This window comes from Variovorax sp. 01N425 (genome assembly GCF_056399465.1).
Window position 1 is genome coordinate 314,387 of the sequence record NZ_JBFTRJ010000006.1, and the last position, 16,410, is coordinate 330,796.

Annotated in this window: 14 protein-coding genes; all 14 read right to left on the reverse strand. The window is 68.9% G+C overall.

Annotated features, from left to right (window positions below; all coding sequences use genetic code 11):
* Window positions 1-4 precede the first annotated feature (4 nt).
* Window positions 5-487, reverse strand: coding sequence for a hypothetical protein (locus AC1DSC_RS13360; RefSeq protein ID WP_026283872.1), 483 nt, complete (start codon window positions 485-487; stop codon window positions 5-7).
* Window positions 488-558: 71 nt separating this feature from the next.
* Entirely contained in the window at window positions 559-735 is a 177-nt protein-coding gene (locus tag AC1DSC_RS13365; protein ID WP_018903635.1) for a hypothetical protein, read from the reverse strand.
* A gap of 13 nt (window positions 736-748) precedes the next feature.
* Window positions 749-1,672, reverse strand: coding sequence for a UDP-3-O-acyl-N-acetylglucosamine deacetylase (lpxC, locus tag AC1DSC_RS13370; RefSeq protein ID WP_012746074.1), 924 nt, complete (start codon window positions 1,670-1,672; stop codon window positions 749-751).
* Between the two features lie 205 nt (window positions 1,673-1,877).
* Window positions 1,878-3,098, reverse strand: a complete 1,221-nt coding sequence (gene ftsZ, locus AC1DSC_RS13375; RefSeq protein WP_012746073.1) for a cell division protein FtsZ — start codon at window positions 3,096-3,098, stop codon at window positions 1,878-1,880.
* 168 nt (window positions 3,099-3,266) lie between these two features.
* Entirely contained in the window at window positions 3,267-4,496 is a 1,230-nt protein-coding gene (ftsA, locus tag AC1DSC_RS13380) for a cell division protein FtsA (protein ID WP_007832444.1), read from the reverse strand.
* A 23-nt stretch (window positions 4,497-4,519) separates the two neighbouring features.
* Window positions 4,520-5,308 carry a cell division protein FtsQ/DivIB gene (locus AC1DSC_RS13385; RefSeq protein ID WP_012746072.1) on the reverse strand — a complete coding sequence of 263 codons (789 nt, stop codon included), beginning with the start codon at window positions 5,306-5,308 and terminating at the stop codon, window positions 4,520-4,522.
* A 2-nt stretch (window positions 5,309-5,310) separates the two neighbouring features.
* Complete coding sequence (locus AC1DSC_RS13390; protein WP_012746071.1) at window positions 5,311-6,282, reverse strand: D-alanine--D-alanine ligase; 972 nt, start codon at window positions 6,280-6,282, stop codon at window positions 5,311-5,313.
* Window positions 6,279-7,736 (reverse strand): UDP-N-acetylmuramate--L-alanine ligase, encoded by a 1,458-nt coding sequence (murC, locus tag AC1DSC_RS13395; RefSeq protein WP_436287286.1) that lies wholly within the window; start codon window positions 7,734-7,736, stop codon window positions 6,279-6,281. The genes AC1DSC_RS13390 and murC overlap by 4 nt, the downstream gene beginning before the upstream one ends.
* A complete protein-coding gene (murG, locus tag AC1DSC_RS13400) occupies window positions 7,733-8,797 on the reverse strand; it encodes an undecaprenyldiphospho-muramoylpentapeptide beta-N-acetylglucosaminyltransferase (RefSeq protein ID WP_018903637.1) in 1,065 nt (354 codons plus the stop codon). Before murG ends, murC begins: the two co-directional genes overlap by 4 nt.
* On the reverse strand, window positions 8,794-10,092 hold the full coding sequence (gene ftsW / locus AC1DSC_RS13405; RefSeq protein ID WP_012746068.1) for a putative lipid II flippase FtsW: 1,299 nt from the start codon (window positions 10,090-10,092) through the stop codon (window positions 8,794-8,796). The genes murG and ftsW overlap by 4 nt, the downstream gene beginning before the upstream one ends.
* Window positions 10,089-12,212, reverse strand: a complete 2,124-nt coding sequence (murD, locus tag AC1DSC_RS13410; protein ID WP_012746067.1) for a UDP-N-acetylmuramoyl-L-alanine--D-glutamate ligase — start codon at window positions 12,210-12,212, stop codon at window positions 10,089-10,091. Before murD ends, ftsW begins: the two co-directional genes overlap by 4 nt.
* Window positions 12,213-12,225: 13 nt before the next feature.
* Window positions 12,226-13,404, reverse strand: coding sequence for a phospho-N-acetylmuramoyl-pentapeptide-transferase (gene mraY, locus AC1DSC_RS13415; RefSeq protein ID WP_012746066.1), 1,179 nt, complete (start codon window positions 13,402-13,404; stop codon window positions 12,226-12,228).
* 15 nt (window positions 13,405-13,419) lie between these two features.
* Complete coding sequence (locus AC1DSC_RS13420) at window positions 13,420-14,850, reverse strand: UDP-N-acetylmuramoyl-tripeptide--D-alanyl-D-alanine ligase (RefSeq protein WP_028254045.1); 1,431 nt, start codon at window positions 14,848-14,850, stop codon at window positions 13,420-13,422.
* Entirely contained in the window at window positions 14,847-16,409 is a 1,563-nt protein-coding gene (locus AC1DSC_RS13425) for a Mur ligase family protein (protein ID WP_018903639.1), read from the reverse strand. Before AC1DSC_RS13425 ends, AC1DSC_RS13420 begins: the two co-directional genes overlap by 4 nt.
* Window position 16,410: the final 1 nt, after the last annotated feature.

Consider the following 16,410-nt stretch of genomic DNA (forward strand, 5'->3'; position numbering starts at 1 on the left):
CGGACTATCTTCGAAAATCCAGCCGCCCGTTCGTCCAGCGTCCGTCGATCCGCCGGTTGTCGACGATCCGGCCGACCCAGGGCCGCGTGATCTCCGGGCTGCCCAGGTTGATGTAGCGGCCGACCAGTGTGTCGGGCCCGATGTACCGGACGTCGAGCAGGGCCTGGCGCTTGCCGCCGTTCCAGTCGAACAGCAGGTAGAAGCGGCCGCCGGCCACCTTGGCCATCGCCTTGCCTTCCTTCCAGTCCTGTGCGGTGTCGCCTGGCATGGCCGGGTCCGCGCCGCCGTTCCATCGGCTCGACCACGCGCCCGCGATCGAGTCGGGAAGCTCTTCGGTGACCGTACCCCAGCGTTGCGCGTTCGGGTCGTCGGCGCCGCCGCCCAGTTCGATGCTGTCGGCGAATGCGTCCACGTCGGGACCGTCCGGGTCCGGCGCGTCCTGCACGCCGAACGGATTCCTCGTGGAATGTTCAGGGTGTGTGTTCATGGCGCCATCGTGCGCCCGCCGCCTCCGTCCGGCATGCCGTTTCCGGACATGCGAATGCGGGAGGAATAAAGCTACACCACGCGTTCGGCGATCAGCACCGCAAAAAAGCCGAAGGCCGCGAGCAGCGTCCACTTGAGCACGATCCAGCCGAAGCTCCGGTACTTGGCCTGGCCCGTTCCCGCATAGAACGCGAACGACACGCCCGCCACCAGCAGGAGCAGCAGGATGGCCCAGCGGAAGAGAAGCATTGCCGAACGCGGCCTACCAGGCCCGCGCCACTTCGCCGAAGCCGCGCGGTGCGCGCTTTTCGTCTTCGAAGGTGACGACCTCGTAGGCATCGCTGTGGGCCAGCAGTTCGCGCAGCAGCTTGTTGTTGAGCGCGTGGCCTGAGCGGAATGCGGTGTAGGCCGCGAGCAGCGGCTTGCCGATGATGTACAGGTCGCCCATGGCGTCGAGGATCTTGTGCTTCACGAACTCGTCGTCGTAGCGCAGGCCCCCGGCATTGAGCACCTTGGTGTCGTCCATCACGATGGCGTTGTCCAGGCCGCCGCCGAGCGCGAGGCCCTTGCTGCGCATGTATTCGACTTCCTTGGTGAAGCCGAAGGTGCGCGCGCGTGCGATGTCGCGGCTGTAGGAATCGGTGCCGAGGTCGAACTCCACGCGCTGGCCGGTGGAATTGACCACGCGGTGGTCGAAGTCGATCTCGAAGCTCAGCTTGTAGCCGTGGTAGGGCTCCAGGCTCGCCCACTTCTCGTTGGCGCCCTCGCCCTCGCGCACCTCGACCTTGCGCGTCACGCGGATGAAGCGGCGCGGCGCCTTCTGCAGCTCGATGCCCGCGCTTTGCAGCAGGAACACGAAGGACGAGGCCGACCCGTCGAGGATCGGCACTTCGTCGGCCGTGATGTCGATGTAGAGGTTGTCGATGCCCAGGCCCGCGCAGGCCGACATCAGGTGCTCGACCGTCTGCACCTTGGCGCCGCCGGTCGAGACGGTGGAGGCCAGGCGCGTGTCGGTCACCGCTTCGGCGGTCATGCGGATGTCGACCGGCTCGGGCAGGTCGACGCGCCGGAACACGATGCCGGTGTCCACCGGTGCGGGGCGCAGCGTCAGCTCCACGCGCTGTCCGCTGTGAAGCCCCACGCCCACGGCGCGGCTGATCGACTTGAGGGTTCGTTGTTGCAGCACGCCGAAGATTTTAGGCGCGCGGCGGCCATGCCGCCCTATTCCCCTCGCTATGGCAGCGATAGACATGGGTTCTATGCCCACCGGCCGGCGATGGACGCAAGGGGCACGAAGCGAACGCAGCGCCTAGAGCCGGCAGAAGTCCCTTTCAGGTCTTCCCCGCACCCCTTGCGAACCTTCGTGCCCTCTGCGTTCGGTTGCCCTGCCGTCAATCGGCTTGACGGCGCAGGAATGCCGGGATCTCGAAGTCGTCCATGCCGCCCGACGACAGCGCGTCCACCTTGGCCGCGGCCATGGTGCGGTTGGTGCGCCACACGCTGGGAACGGCCATGCCGTCGTAGTTCGGCTGGTTGCCGCCGCCGTGGCCGGCGTGGCCCGCATGGCCGGCGCCGAGCGTGGGCACGTTGAACGGGATGTTGTCGGTGCCGGTGCGGATCACTTCGAGCGTGGGGGCCTGGCGGCGCGCATCGGCGCGCGAGAGACCGGTGGCGACCACCGTCACGCGCATCTGGTCGCCCAGGCTCTCGTCGTAGGCCGCGCCGTAGATCACGTGCGCATCGGGCGAGGCATAAGCGCGGATGGTGTTCATCGCGAGCTTCGACTCGTTCAGCTTCAGCGAGCCCTTCGATGCGGTCACCAGCACCAGCACGCCCTTGGCGCCCGAGAGGTCGATGCCTTCGAGCAGCGGGCAGGCCACGGCCTGCTCGGCGGCGATGCGCGCGCGGTCCGGGCCTGCAGCGGCCGCCGTGCCCATCATGGCCTTGCCGGGCTCGCCCATCACGGTGCGCACGTCTTCGAAGTCGACGTTCACGCCGCCGTACTCGTTGATGATTTCCGAGATGCCGCCGACGGCGTTCTTGAGCACGTCGTTGGCGTGCGCGAAAGCTTCGTCCTGTGTGATGTCCTCGCCCAGCACGTCGAGCAGCTTCTCATTGAGCACCACGATCAGCGAGTCGACGTTGGCCTCGAGCTCGGCCAGGCCGGCGTCGGCGTTGGTCATGCGGCGACCGCCTTCCCAGTCGAAGGGCTTGGTCACCACGCCCACGGTGAGGATGCCCATTTCCTTGGCCACGCGCGCAATCACGGGTGCCGCGCCGGTGCCGGTGCCGCCGCCCATGCCGGCCGTGATGAAGAGCATGTGCGCGCCGTCGATGGCGGCGCGGATGTCGTCCACCGCGGCTTCGGCCGCGTCACGGCCCTTGTCGGGCTTGCTGCCCGCGCCGAGGCCGCTGGTGCCCAGCTGGATGATCTTGTGCGCGTTGCTGCGCTGCAGTGCCTGCGCGTCGGTGTTGGCGCAGACGAACTGCACGCCCTGCACGCCACGCTCCATCATGTGCGCGACGGCATTGCCGCCGCCGCCGCCGACTCCGATCACCTTGATCTGGGTGCCCTGGTTGAATTCTTCGACTTCGATCATTTCGATGGTCATTTCTAACTCCTTGAATTTGCAGTTGCCGTTGTGTATCTATGAATTTTTCTGGTTCTCGACGAGTTCAACGAAGCTGTCGTCGCGGCGGTGGACCCGTGCGCCGCCATCGCTCGTTGAAATGCAAGGGCGGACCGCCGCGTGCGAGCCAGAGTGGGGAGTGGTTCATGGTCAGAAGTTCCCCACGATGAAGTCCTTGAAACGTCCGAACGCAGTCTTTACGGACCCGTTCTTCTGCGCCACCTTGAAGCCGCGCATGCGTGCGAAGCGCGCTTCCTCGAGCAGGCCCATCACGGTGGCCGCGCGCGGCTGCGCCACCATGTCGGAGAGCGCGCTCGAATACTTCGGAATGCCGCGGCGCACCGGCTTCAGGAAGATGTCCTCGCCGAGCTCGACCATGCCGGGCATCACGGCGCTGCCGCCCGTGAGCACCACGCCCGAAGAGAGCACTTCTTCGTAGCCCGACTCGCGCACCACCTGCTGCACCAGCGAGAAGATCTCCTCGATGCGCGGCTCGATCACGCCGGCCAGCGCCTGCTTGCTCAGCATGCGCGGGCCGCGGTCGCCCAGGCCGGGCACTTCCACCTGCGTGTCGGGATCGGCCAGGAGCTGCTTGGCGTAGCCGTTCTCGACCTTGATGTCTTCGGCGTCCTTGGTGGGCGTGCGCAGCGCCATCGCGATGTCGCTGGTGATGAGGTCGCCCGCGATCGGGATCACCGCCGTGTGGCGGATCGCGCCGTTGGTGAAGATGGCCACGTCGGTGGTGCCCGCGCCGATGTCCACCAGCACCACGCCGAGCTCGCGCTCGTCCTCGGTCAGCACCGCCTGGCTCGAGGCCAGCGGGTTGAGCATCAGCTGGTCAACTTCGAGGCCGCAGCGGCGCACGCACTTGATGATGTTCTCGGCCGCGCTCTGGGCGCCGGTCACGATGTGCACCTTGGCCTCCAGCCGCATGCCGCTCATGCCGATCGGCTCCTTCACGTCCTGGCCGTCGATCACGAACTCCTGCGGCTCCACCAGCAACAGGCGCTGGTCGCTCGAGATGTTGATGGCGCGCGCGGTCTCCACCACGCGGGCCACGTCGGCGGGCGTGACTTCCTTGTCCTTCACCGCCACCATGCCGCTCGAATTGATGCCGCGGATGTGGCTGCCGGTGATGCCGGTGTAGACGCGGCTGATCTTGCAGTCGGCCATCAGCTCGGCCTCCTTCAAGGCCTGCTGGATGCTCTGCACCGTGGCGTCGATGTTCACCACCACGCCGCGCTTGAGGCCGTTGCTCGGCGCGATGCCGAGCCCCGCGAGCTTGAGTTCGCCGCCGGGCAGCACCTCGGCGACGACCACCATCACCTTGGCGGTTCCGATGTCGAGTCCGACAACCAGGTCTTTGTATTCTTTGGGCATTGAATGTCCTCGGTATTCGCTATCTATTTCTTCTTGGTCTTGGGGTCGGCAACGACCGTGGTGACGCCGCGAAGACGCAGCGCATAGGCGTCGTTGTGCCGCAGGTCGGCCCCCTCGACGTCCGCCGCGGTGCGACGGTATTGGCCCGCGACCTGGGTCACGGTCTTCAGGAAACGCTGGGTGCGGGCCGTCACTTCCTCGGCCTGGCCGCGGCCCAGCTCGATCTCGGCGCCGGTGTCCAGCACCGCCTTCCAGCTGCCCCGGCTCGACAGCGTGAGTTCTTCCACGCTGAAGTCGTAGGGCGGGAACAGCGGCGCAATCACGCGGTACATGCCAAGCACCTGCCCGGCCTGCTCGATCGGACCGTCGAGCCGCGGCAGCCGGTCGTCGACCTCGGCCACGTTGGCTTCGAACACCTCGCCGAAGCCGTTGATCAGCTTCGAGCCGGCCTCGTCGCCCCAGTTGGCCACCGGCACCTGCTCGGTCAGCGTCACGCGCAGCTTGTTCGGGAACTCGCGCCGCACCACCGCCTTGCGCACCCACGGCACCGACTCGAAGGCCGTCCGCGCACGCGCCAGGTCGACGGTGAAGAAGTTGCCCGCGAGCTGCGGCGCGACGTTGGCGCGCAGCGTCACGGCGTTGTTGTGCGTCACGTCGCCGTCGACCTTGATGCCGCCGATGGGAAAGAACGGCTGGCGCAGCACCCACCATGCGCCTGCCGCCAGCAGCATGAGCGCCACCACCACGAACGCCAGGTTCGAGACGATGTTCATGAGCTTGACGTCGAAGGGCACGGGAATGCTGTCGGCCATGGCTATTGCGCTCCCCCCGCGGCATCCAGCGAAGCCGAGGCCAGCACGCGCAGGCACAGGTCTTCGTAGGCAATGCCCGATGCGCGCGCCGACATGGGCACCAGCGAATGGCTGGTCATGCCGGGCGAGGTGTTCATCTCGAGCAGGAAGGGCTTGCGGTCGCTCGCGCGGATCATCACGTCGGCGCGGCCCCAGCCGCGGCAGCCGAGCGTGTGGTACGCGGCCAGCGTGATGCGCTGGATCTCGTGCTCCTCGGCTTCGGGCAGCCCGCTCGGGCAGTGGTACTTCACGTCGTCGGTGAAATACTTGTTCTGGTAGTCGTAGGCGCCTTCGGGTGCGGCAATGCGCACCACCGGCAGCGCGCGCGCGTCGAGCCCCTGGCCGAGCACGGCGCAAGTCACTTCCTCGCCTTCGATGAATTCCTCGCACAGCACGTCGGCGTCGTACCTGGCCGACAGCGTCACCGCGTCCTGCATCTGCGAATAGCCCTCGACCTTGGTCACGCCGATCGACGAGCCCTCGCGCGGCGGCTTCACGATCAGCGGCAGGCCCAGAACGTCGGGCACGGCGCGGACCTGCTCGCGGCTTTGCTGGTCGAACGCCAGGCGCACGTACCGGGGCGTCGGCAGGCCGTCGGCCTGCCAGATGCGCTTGGTCATGACCTTGTCCATGGCCACGCTCGAAGCCATCACGCCCGAGCCGGTATAGGGAATGCCGAGCAGCTCGAGCGCGCCCTGCACCGTGCCGTCCTCGCCATGCCGGCCATGCAGCGCGATGAAGCAGCGCGCGAAGCCCTCGCGCCGCAGCTCGACGAGGTCGCGCTCGGCGGGATCGAAGGCATGCGCATCGACGCCGCGCGAGCGCAGCGCCTCGAGCACGCCGTTGCCGGACAGGAGCGAGATTTCGCGCTCGGCGGAGCTTCCGCCGAACAGCACGGCCACCTTGCCGAACTGCTTTGGATCCTGAAGGCTCATGATGCCTCCCCCTTGCGCCTGGTGCGCGTTGTTTGTTGCGGCAGCGATGCCGCGGCTGCAATTTCAACCACCTTGCCCGGCACGGCGCCGATGGAGCCGGCGCCCATGCAAAGCACCACGTCGCCGGCGCGCGCGTTGTCCAGGATGGCCTGCGGCATGGCGCCGATGTCGTCGACGAACACCGGCTCCACCTTGCCGGCCACGCGCAGGGCGCGCGCCAGCGTGCGGCCGTCCGCCGCCACGATGGGCGGCTCGCCCGCGGCATAGACCTCGCCCAGCAGCACCGCGTCGGCATTGCCGATGACCTTGACGAAGTCCTCGAAGCAGTCGCGCGTGCGGGTGTAGCGGTGCGGCTGGAAGGCCAGCACCAGCCGTCGCCCCGGAAACGCGCCGCGTGCGGCGGCAATGGTTGCGGCCATCTCGACCGGGTGGTGGCCGTAGTCGTCGATCACGGTGAAGCTGCCGGCCGGCTCGCCCTGCGCGGCCACCTCGCCATAGCTCTGGAAGCGGCGGCCCACGCCCTTGAAGCCGGCCAGGCCGCGCTGCACCGCTTCGTCGGGAATGCCGAGTTCCACCGCCACCGCGATCACCGAGAGCGCATTGCGCACGTTGTGCTCGCCCGGCAGGTTCAGCACGATCGGCAGGTCGGGCAGCGTGACGCCGTTGCGCCGCTGCGCGGTGAAGTGCATCTGGCCGCCCACTGCGCGCACGTCGATCGCGCGCACCTGGGCCTCTTCGCCAAAGCCGTAGCTCGTCACCGGGCAGGTGACTTCGGCCACGATGTCGCGCACCGCCGGATCGTCGGTGCACAGGATGGCCACGCCATAGAACGGCATGCGGTGCAGGAAGTCGACGAAAGCCTTCTTGAGCTTCGCGAAGTCGTGCCCGTAGGTTTCCATGTGGTCGGCGTCGATGTTCGTGACCACCGCCATGACGGGCAGCAGGTTCAGGAACGAGGCGTCCGACTCGTCGGCCTCCACCACGATGTAGTCGCCGCTGCCGAGCTGCGCATTGGCGCCGGCACTGTTCAGGCGCCCGCCGATCACGAAGGTCGGGTCGAGCCCGGCCGCATCGAGCACGCTCGCCATCAGGCTGGTGGTGGTGGTCTTGCCGTGCGTGCCCGCAATCGCGATGCCCTGCTTGAGGCGCATCAGCTCGGCCAGCATCAGCGCGCGCGGCACCACCGGAATGCGCTTCTCGCGCGCGGCCAGCACCTCGGGGTTGTCCGACTGCACCGCGGTGGAAGTGACCACCGCATCCGCGCCGTCGATGTGCGCGGCGGCGTGGCCCACGAAGGTACCGATGCCCAGGCCGGCAAGCCGGCGCAAGGTGGCGCTGTCGGCCAGGTCGGAGCCGGTGATGCGGTAGCCCAGGTTGAACAGCACTTCGGCGATGCCGCTCATGCCCGAGCCGCCGATGCCCACGAAATGGATGTGACGAATCGCGTGCTTCATCTGGCAAGCTCCTCGCAGGCGCGGACGACCGCTTCCACTGCTTCGGTCTTCTGCATGGTTTTGGCCTTGGCGGCCTTGTCGATCAGCGCGGTGCGCTCGGTTTTCTGTAGCAAATCAGCCAGCAATTCAGGAGTGAGGTCGGCCTGCTGCACCAGCCAGCCGCCGCCCGCGTCGACGAGGAAGCGCGCGTTGGTGGTCTGGTGGTCGTCGACCGCCGAGGGAAAAGGCACGAACAGCGCTGCTGCGCCGACGGCCGCGATTTCTGTTACGGTGCTGGCCCCGGCGCGCGCGACGATGATGTCGGCGTCGGCGTAGGCCTGCGCGGTGTCTTCGATGAAGGGCGTGAGTTCGCCCTCGACGCCGGCTGCCGCGTAGTTGGCGCGCAGTTCGTCGATCTGTTTGGCGCCGCTCTGGTGCAGCACCTGCGGGCGCACGGCCGGCGCAATACGCGCCAGCGCCTGCGGCACCACGGCGTTGAGTGCCTTGGCGCCCAGGCTGCCGCCAACCACCAGCAGACGCAGCGGCCCGCTGCGGCCGGCGAAGCGCACGGCCGGTTCGGGCTGCGAGGTGAACGCCGCGCGCAGCGGATTACCTACCCACTGCGCCTTCTTCAGCACATTGGGGAAAGCCGTGAACACGCGGTCGGCCACACCCGCCAGCACCTTGTTGGCAAGGCCGGCCACCGAGTTCTGCTCATGCAGCACCAGCGGCTTGTTGAGCAGCACGCTCATCATTCCGCCCGGAAAGGTGATGTAGCCGCCCAGGCCCACGACGACGTTGGGCTGCACGCGGCGCACCACGCCGATGCTCTGCCAGAACGCGCGCAGGAGCCGCAGCGGCAGCAGGAACAGCGTGAGCGGCCCCTTGCCGCGCACGCCGCCGAACTGCACCGGCTCGAAGGCGAAGCCGCGCGGCGGCACGAGCTTTTCTTCCATGCTGCCGGGCGCGCCCAGCCAGTGCACGCGCCAGCCGCGCTCGCGCAGCGCCTCGGCCACCGCGAGCCCCGGAAAGATGTGGCCGCCGGTGCCGCCGGCCATGACGAGTGCGGTGCGCCCGGTCATATGCGGCCTCCCCGCATCAACACACGATTCTCGTAGTCGATACGCAGCACCACCGCCAGCGCCACCAGGTTCATCAGGATGGCCGAGCCGCCGAAGCTCATCAGCGGCAAGGTGAGCCCCTTGGTCGGCAGCGCGCCGAGGTTCACGCCCATGTTGATGAAGGCCTGGAAGCCGATCCACACGCCCACGCCCTGCGCCACGAGGCCCGAGAACACGCGGTCCAGCGCAATCGCCTGGCGGCCGATGTGCATGATGCGGCGCGTGAGCCAGAGGAACAGGCCGATGATCAGCAACACGCCGACCAGGCCGAACTCCTCGCCGATCACCGCGAGCAGGAAGTCGGTGTGCGCCTCGGGCAGCCAGTGCAGCTTCTCGACGCTGCCGCCCAGCCCGACGCCGAAGATCTCGCCGCGCCCGATGGCGATCAGCGAGTGCGACAGCTGGTAGCCCTTGCCCAGCGCATGCTCCTCGCTCCACGGATCGAGGTACGCGAAGATGCGCTCGCGTCGCCACGAGCTGGAGGCGACGATGGTGCCGAAGGCCACCACCACCAGCGCCGCGATCACGAAGAACATGCGTGCGTTCACGCCGCCCAGGAACAGGATGCCCATGGCGATCACGGCAATCACCATGAACGCGCCCATGTCGGGCTCGGCCATCACCAGCATGCCCACCACCACCACCGCCACGCCCATCGGCAGCACGGCGCGGAAGAAGCGCTCCTTGATCTCCATCTTGCGCACCATGTAGCTGGCGGCATAGAGCACCATCGCGAGCTTGGCAAGCTCGGACGGCTGGAAGCGCATGAAGCCCAGCGGCAGCCAGCGCCGCGCGCCGTTGACGTTGATGCCGATGTGCGGAATGAGCACCGCCACCAGCAGCAGCAGCGAGGCCACGAAGAGCCAGGGCGCGGCGCGCTCCCAGGTCTTCATGGGAATCTGGAAGGCCAGCAGCGCCGCAATGAACGCGAACACCACCGAGGCCGCATGCCGCGTGAGGAAGAAAGATGCGCTGTAGCCCGCACGCGCGAAGCGCGGGTTGTCCGGCAGCGCGATGGAGGCCGAATACACCATCACCAGGCCCCAGGTGAGCAGCGCGACCGTGACCCAGACCAGCGCCTGGTCGAAGCCGAGCACGCGCATCGGCGCGGCCTTGGTCTGCGTGACACCGGCGCCGCCCAGCCGCACCGGCAGGTGCACGGGCAGCGAGTCGATGCCGCTGCGCGCGCGGCTGAACCAGCCGCCGAAACGGCTGGTCTTCGCGTTGGGCGTGGCGCCTGCGGCCGTGGTGTTCAAGCCGGACCTCCCGAAGAAAAATCGGCATCGTTCGACGACGGGCCGGCCATGCGAGGCTCGTCCTCGAGCGCCTGCACGGCCTCGCGGAACACGGCCGCGCGGTGCTCGTAGTCCTTGAACATGTCGAAGCTCGCACAGGCCGGCGACAGCAGCACGGCATCGCCGGGGTTGGCGCGCGCGGCGGCCAGCTTGACGGCCTCCTGCATCGAGCCCGCATGCATCAGCGAGGCGCCGGTGGCGGCCAGCGCCTGCTCGATCAGCGGCGCATCGCGGCCGATCAGCACCACGGCGCGCGCGTACTGCGCGACGGGCGCGGCCAGCGGTTCGAAGTCCTGGCCCTTGCCCTCGCCGCCGAGGATCACAACCACGCGGCGGTCTTCGCCCAGGCCGTTGAGCGCGGCGACCGTTGCGCCGACGTTGGTGCCCTTGCTGTCGTCGAAGTACTCGACCTCATCGACGATGGCGATTGGCTCCACGCGGTGCGGCTCGCCGCGGTATTCGCGCAGGCCGTAGAGCATCGGCCCGAGCGGGCAGCCGGCGGCGCTGGCCAGCGCGAGCGCCGCCAGCGCGTTCATCGCGTTGTGGCGGCCGCGGATGCGCAGCACGTCGGCGGGCAGCAGGCGCTGCAGGAAGATTTCTTCCTCGACCACTGCGCCGCGCTTGCGCTTCTGCGTTTCGTCGGCCTCGAGTGCGCGCACCAGCCAGGCCATGCCGTTGACGCGCTCGATGCCGTAGTCGCCCGGACGCAGCGGCATCGACGCGCCGAAGGTGACATGGGCGCGGACCTGCGGGCGCTGCAGCTTCACCTTGACGGGCGCGGGCAGCATGGCCATCACGCCAGGGTCGTCGCGGTTGAGCACCATGAGGCCCTGCGTGCCGAAGATGCGCGCCTTGGCCGATGCATACGCCTGCATGTCCCCATGCCAGTCGAGATGGTCCTGCGTGAGGTTGAGCACGGTGGCGGCAGTCGGCTCGAAGCCCTGCACGCCGTCGAGCTGGAAGCTCGAGAGCTCGAGCACCCAGACATCGGGCAGCGTCTCGGCATCGATGTGTGCGGCCAGGGTGTCGAGCAGCGTCGGGCCGATGTTGCCGGCCACGGCCACGCTCTTGCCCGCGCGCTCGACCAGCTGGCCGGTGAGCGCGGTGACGGTAGTCTTGCCGTTGGTGCCGGTGACGGCGAGCACCGCGGGCGTGTAGCCCCTGGGCGCCGGCGGCTCCTCGATCGGCACGAGCTTGAGCTGCGGCGTGTCTTCTTCCTCGACTGCGGCGGAGGCCGGGTTGGTGGCGGAGAGTTCGGCGATCTTGGCGACGAACTCGGCGGCCTCCCTGGCGGCCGTGGGGACGTAGGGCTGGCCGGGGGTCGGCAAGCGAGACACGGTGGCAGGCGCGGACGCGGGCGCGGGTGCCGGTTCGGCGGCGTCCTGCGTCTCGGCTGCCGGCGCCTGCTCCTGCGCTGGCTGTTGCTCGTCGCCTGGCGGCGGCGCGGCGGGAACGCTCAGCGACGGGTCGCGCGGCATGGCTTCGGCCTGCGCGGCGGGCGGTGCGGGCTCGGCTTCTGCCGCATCGGCAGCGGCATCGGCCACGGGCTCGGCCGCTTGCGGCATCTCGGGCGTTGCCGGCTCTTCCGGTGCCGCGGCGTCCGCAGCTTCCGCCGGCTCACCAGCGAGCGGCAATTCGCCTTGCGCATCGGGTTCCGCGACGGGCTCCGCCGGCACCTCCACCGCAGGCTCGTCTTCCGGCACTTCAGGCGCCGCCTCGGCCACCGGCACCTCGACGGTCCGCAGGTCCAGCAGCGCGCGCGCAAACAGATCCAGTTCGCCGCCGACCGCGAGCCCCACGGCCCGCGCCGCATCGACGACCGGTGCGATGGTGGCGGGCGACAGGCCCGGCGAGCGGTACACCGCGCGGATCGGCGTGCCTTCGACCAGCGCGGCCGAGAACGGCCCGCCGATGAACGCCACCTCGGGCCATTCCGCCCGCAGCGTCGCAAGCAGCGCCGGCGCCTCGCGCGTGTCGGCCACCGTGACGACCGCGCCGTGGCGCGCGCACCAGCGCGCCATCGCCAGCCCGGACGCACCGAGGCCGAGGATCAATACGGGGAGGTCTTTCAGGTGCCGCATGTGTTTTTTCTTCTCACCGCAGCTTCAGCGTCGACAGGCCGATGAGGCACAGCAGCATCGTGATGATCCAGAAGCGCACCACGACCTGCGTCTCGCGCCAGCCGCTCTTCTCGAAGTGGTGGTGCAGCGGCGCCATCTTGAGCACGCGGCGGCCCTCGCCGTAGCGCTTCTTGGTGTACTTGAAGTACATGACCTGCGCCATCACCGAGATCGCCTCGACCACGAAGATGCCGCCCATGATGAAGAACACGATCTCCTGGCGCACGATGACCGCGATGGTGCCTAGCGCGCCGCCCAGCGCGAGCGCGCCCACGTCGCCCATGAAGACCTGCGCCGGATGGGTGTTGAACCAGAGGAACGCGAGCCCTGCGCCGGCCATGGCCGAGCAGAACACCAGCAGCTCGCCCGAGCCCGGGATGTTGGGAAACAGCAGGTACTTGGAATACACCGCGCTGCCCGTCACGTAGGCGAACACGCCCAGTGCCGAACCCACCATCACCACCGGCATGATCGCCAGGCCGTCCAGGCCGTCGGTCAGGTTGACCGCGTTGCTCGCGCCCACGATCACCAGGTACGTGAGGATCACGAAGCCGATGCCGCCGAGCGGGTAGCTCACTTCCTTGAAGAAGGGCACCAGCAGGTTGATCTTGGGCGGAAAGTCCAGGTCGAAGCCCGACTGCACCCAGGCGAAGAACAGCTGCAGCACGCGCCAGTTCGAACTTTCCGAGATGCTGAAGAGCAGGTAGAAGCCCGCGATCAGGCCCACCACCGACTGCCAGAAATACTTCTCGCGCGAGCGCATGCCCTCCGGGTCCTTGCGCACCACCTTGCGCCAGTCGTCGACCCAGCCGATGGCGCCGAAGCCCAGCGTGACCCACAGCACGATCCACACGAAGCGGTTGGAGGGGTCGAACCACATCAGCGTGGCGAAGGCAATGGCGAACAGCACCAGCACGCCGCCCATGGTGGGCGTGCCGCTCTTGGTGAGGTGCGTTTCCATGCCATAGCCGCGCACCGGCTGGCCGATCTTGAGCGCGGCCAGGCGGCGGATCACATAGGGCCCGGCCACCAGGCCGACCACCAGCGCCGTCAGCGCAGCCATCAGCGCACGGAAGGTGAGGTACTGGAAAACGCGCAAGAACCCGAACTCGGGCGAAAGTGTCTGCAGCCATTGGGCCAGGCTCATCAGCATGTGGTGTCGCGCGGCTCATGCGTCATGACCGGCCTCCTTTTGTTGTTGTCGTGATTGCTCGATCGCCTGCACCACGCGCTCCATCTTCATGAAGCGCGAGCCCTTGACGAGCACGCTCCCCACCTGGGGCAGCCGCGCCAGCACCGCGGCGCCGAGCGTCTCGATGTCCGGGAAATGGCGGCCGTTGTCGCCGCCGTCGAAGGCCGCGATGCTGTGCGCGGTTTCGGCGCCGAGCGCATACACGGCCTCGATGCCGCGCTGGCGCGCCCAGTCGCCGACCTCGGCATGGAACTCGGGCGCGCGGTTGCCGACCTCGCCCATGTCGCCGAGCACCAGGAGGCGCGGACCGGGCAAGGCCGCGAGCACGTCGATGGCCGCGCGCACGGAATCGGGATTGGCGTTGTAGCTGTCGTCCACCAGCGTGAGCGAATGGCCGCCGGGCAGCAGCACCGCGCTCGCCTTGGAGCGGCCCTTCACCGGTTCGAAGGCCGAGAGGCCGCGCGCAATGGTCTCGGGCGGAATGCCGGTAGCGAGCGCGCACGCGGTCGCCGCCAGCGCATTGACGACGTTGTGCCGGCCCGCGATGTGCAACTGCGCATCGAAGTCGCCCAGCGGCGTGCGGATGCGGACCTGCCATGCGCCCTGCTGCCATTCGGCGCCCACCAGAGAAATATCGGCGTCTTCATGCTCGCCGAAGGTCATGCAGCGGCGCGTGGCGCCGTCGTGCGCCATGTCGTTCCACAGAGGAGCGAATTCGTCGCCGTGCGGGAACACCGCGGTGCCGTCCTCCGGCACGAAGGAAAACACCGCGCCGTTCTCGAGCGCCACCGCTTCCACGGTGGCCATGAACTCCAGGTGCTCGCGCTGCGCGTTGTTGACCAGCGCGACGGTCGGACGCGCAATGGCCGCGAGCCGCGCGATCTCGCCCGGATGGTTCATGCCCAGCTCGACCACCGCATGCTGGTGCTTCGCGCGCAGGCGCAGCAAAGTCAGTGGAACGCCGATCTCGTTGTTGAAGTTGCCGGCCGTCGCGAGCGCGCGATCGCCCCTGAAGGCGACCAGCACGGCCGCGATCATCTGCGTGACGGTGGTCTTGCCGTTGCTGCCGGTCACGGCGATCAGCGGCAGATCGAACTGCGCGCGCCAGCCGGCGCCGAGCGCGCCGAGCGCGGCCAGCGAATCGGGCACTTCGAGGCCCGCCAGGCCGGCCGCCTCGAGACCGCCGTGTGCAATGGCGGCGACGGCGCCGCGCGCCTTGGCATCGGCCAGGAATTCGTTGGCGTCGAAGCGTTCGCCCTTGAGCGCCACGAACAGGTCGCCATCCGCGAGCGTGCGGGTGTCGGTATGGACGCGGGCAATGGCCGTAGCGCCGTCGCCCACCAGGCGCGCGCCTGGAATCCATTGCTGCGCCTGGGCCAGCGTGAACATCATCGGCGAGTGGCTCATGCGGCACCCCGCTTCGAAAGCGCATCGAGCGCGTGGATGCGGTCCGAGAACGGTATGCGCTGGCCGGCGATTTCCTGCCAGGCTTCATGGCCCTTGCCGGCGAGCAGCACCACGTCCTGCGGCGCGGCCTGCGCGATGGCGTCGGCAATGGCGGCCGCGCGGTCGGGCTGCACCTGGGCCGCTTCGGGGCGCGCGAGGCCGAGCAGCACCTGGCTGATGATCGCGTCGGGGTTCTCGCTGCGCGGGTTGTCGCTGGTCACGACCACGCGGTCGGCCTGGCGCTCGGCCACCGCGGCCATCATCGGGCGCTTGATCGGATCGCGGTCGCCGCCGCAGCCGAACACGCACCAGAGCGCGCCGCCGCGCTGCTGCGCAAGCGGGCGCAGGCCGGCCAGCGCCTTGTCGAGGGCGTCGGGCGTGTGGGCATAGTCGACCACCGCCAGCGGCGCAGCCGCGTTGGAATCGGCGGCGCCCACGCGCTCCATGCGGCCCGGCACGCTGGTGAGCCTGCTGCAGGCCGCCACGGCCTGCGCGAGCGACAGCCCCAGGGCCCGCAGCGTGCCGAGCACGCCCAGCAGGTTGGCCACGTTGTACTGGCCGATCAGGCCGGTCGACATGCGCTCCACCGCATCGTTGTCGTGCTCGGCCACCGAGAAGCGCAGGCCCTGCGCGTCGTAGCCGACGTCGCGCGCCATGAGCCGCGCCGGCGCGCCGGCGGCCGACACGGTCCAGACGTCGAGCGCACCGATGCCGGCCTCGAGCAGGTTCGCGCACAGGCTCGCGCCATGCACGTCGTCGATGTTGATCACCGCGGCGCGCAGCCCGGGCCAGCGGAACAGCTCGGCCTTGGCCTGCCAGTAGGCATCCATGCTGCCGTGGTAATCGAGATGGTCCTGCGTGAAATTGGTGAACACCGCCACCGCGATGCGCGCACCGTCGAGCCGGCGTTCGGCGATGCCGATCGACGAGGCCTCGATGGCGCAGGCGCCGAAGCCGCGCTCGACCAGCGCGCGCAGCTCGCGCTGCATCATCACCGGGTCGGGCGTGGTGAGGCCGGTGTAGACGAGCTCCGGCGGCACGCCGATGCCCAGCGTGCCCATCACCGCACAGGGCGAAGGCACGCCGCGCTCGGCGCTGCCGTCCAGCCGCGGCGCGCGAACGCCGCCGGGCACGGCCAGCGTGGAAAGCGATTCGGCGAGCCACCATGCGGTGGAGGTCTTGCCGTTGGTGCCGGTCACGGCCAGCACTTCGAGCGCGGCCGAGGGGTTGTCGTAGAAAGCCGATGCGATCGGGCCGGTGGCGGCCTTGAGCCCCGGATAGCTTGCAATGCGCTCGTCGCCATCGAAACCGAAGGCCTCGGCGCCCTGCTGCTCGACCAGGCAGGCCGCGGCGCCCTGCGCCAGTGCCGAAGCCACGTGCCTGCGCCCGTCGGTGGCCGCGCCGGGCCAGGCAATGAAGCCGTCGCCCGCGCCCACCGGCCGGCTGTCCGCATGCAGCGCACCCTGCACGCGCTCCTTGAGCCAGAGCGCGGCGAGTTGAGGGGAAGTGAGTGTCAGCATG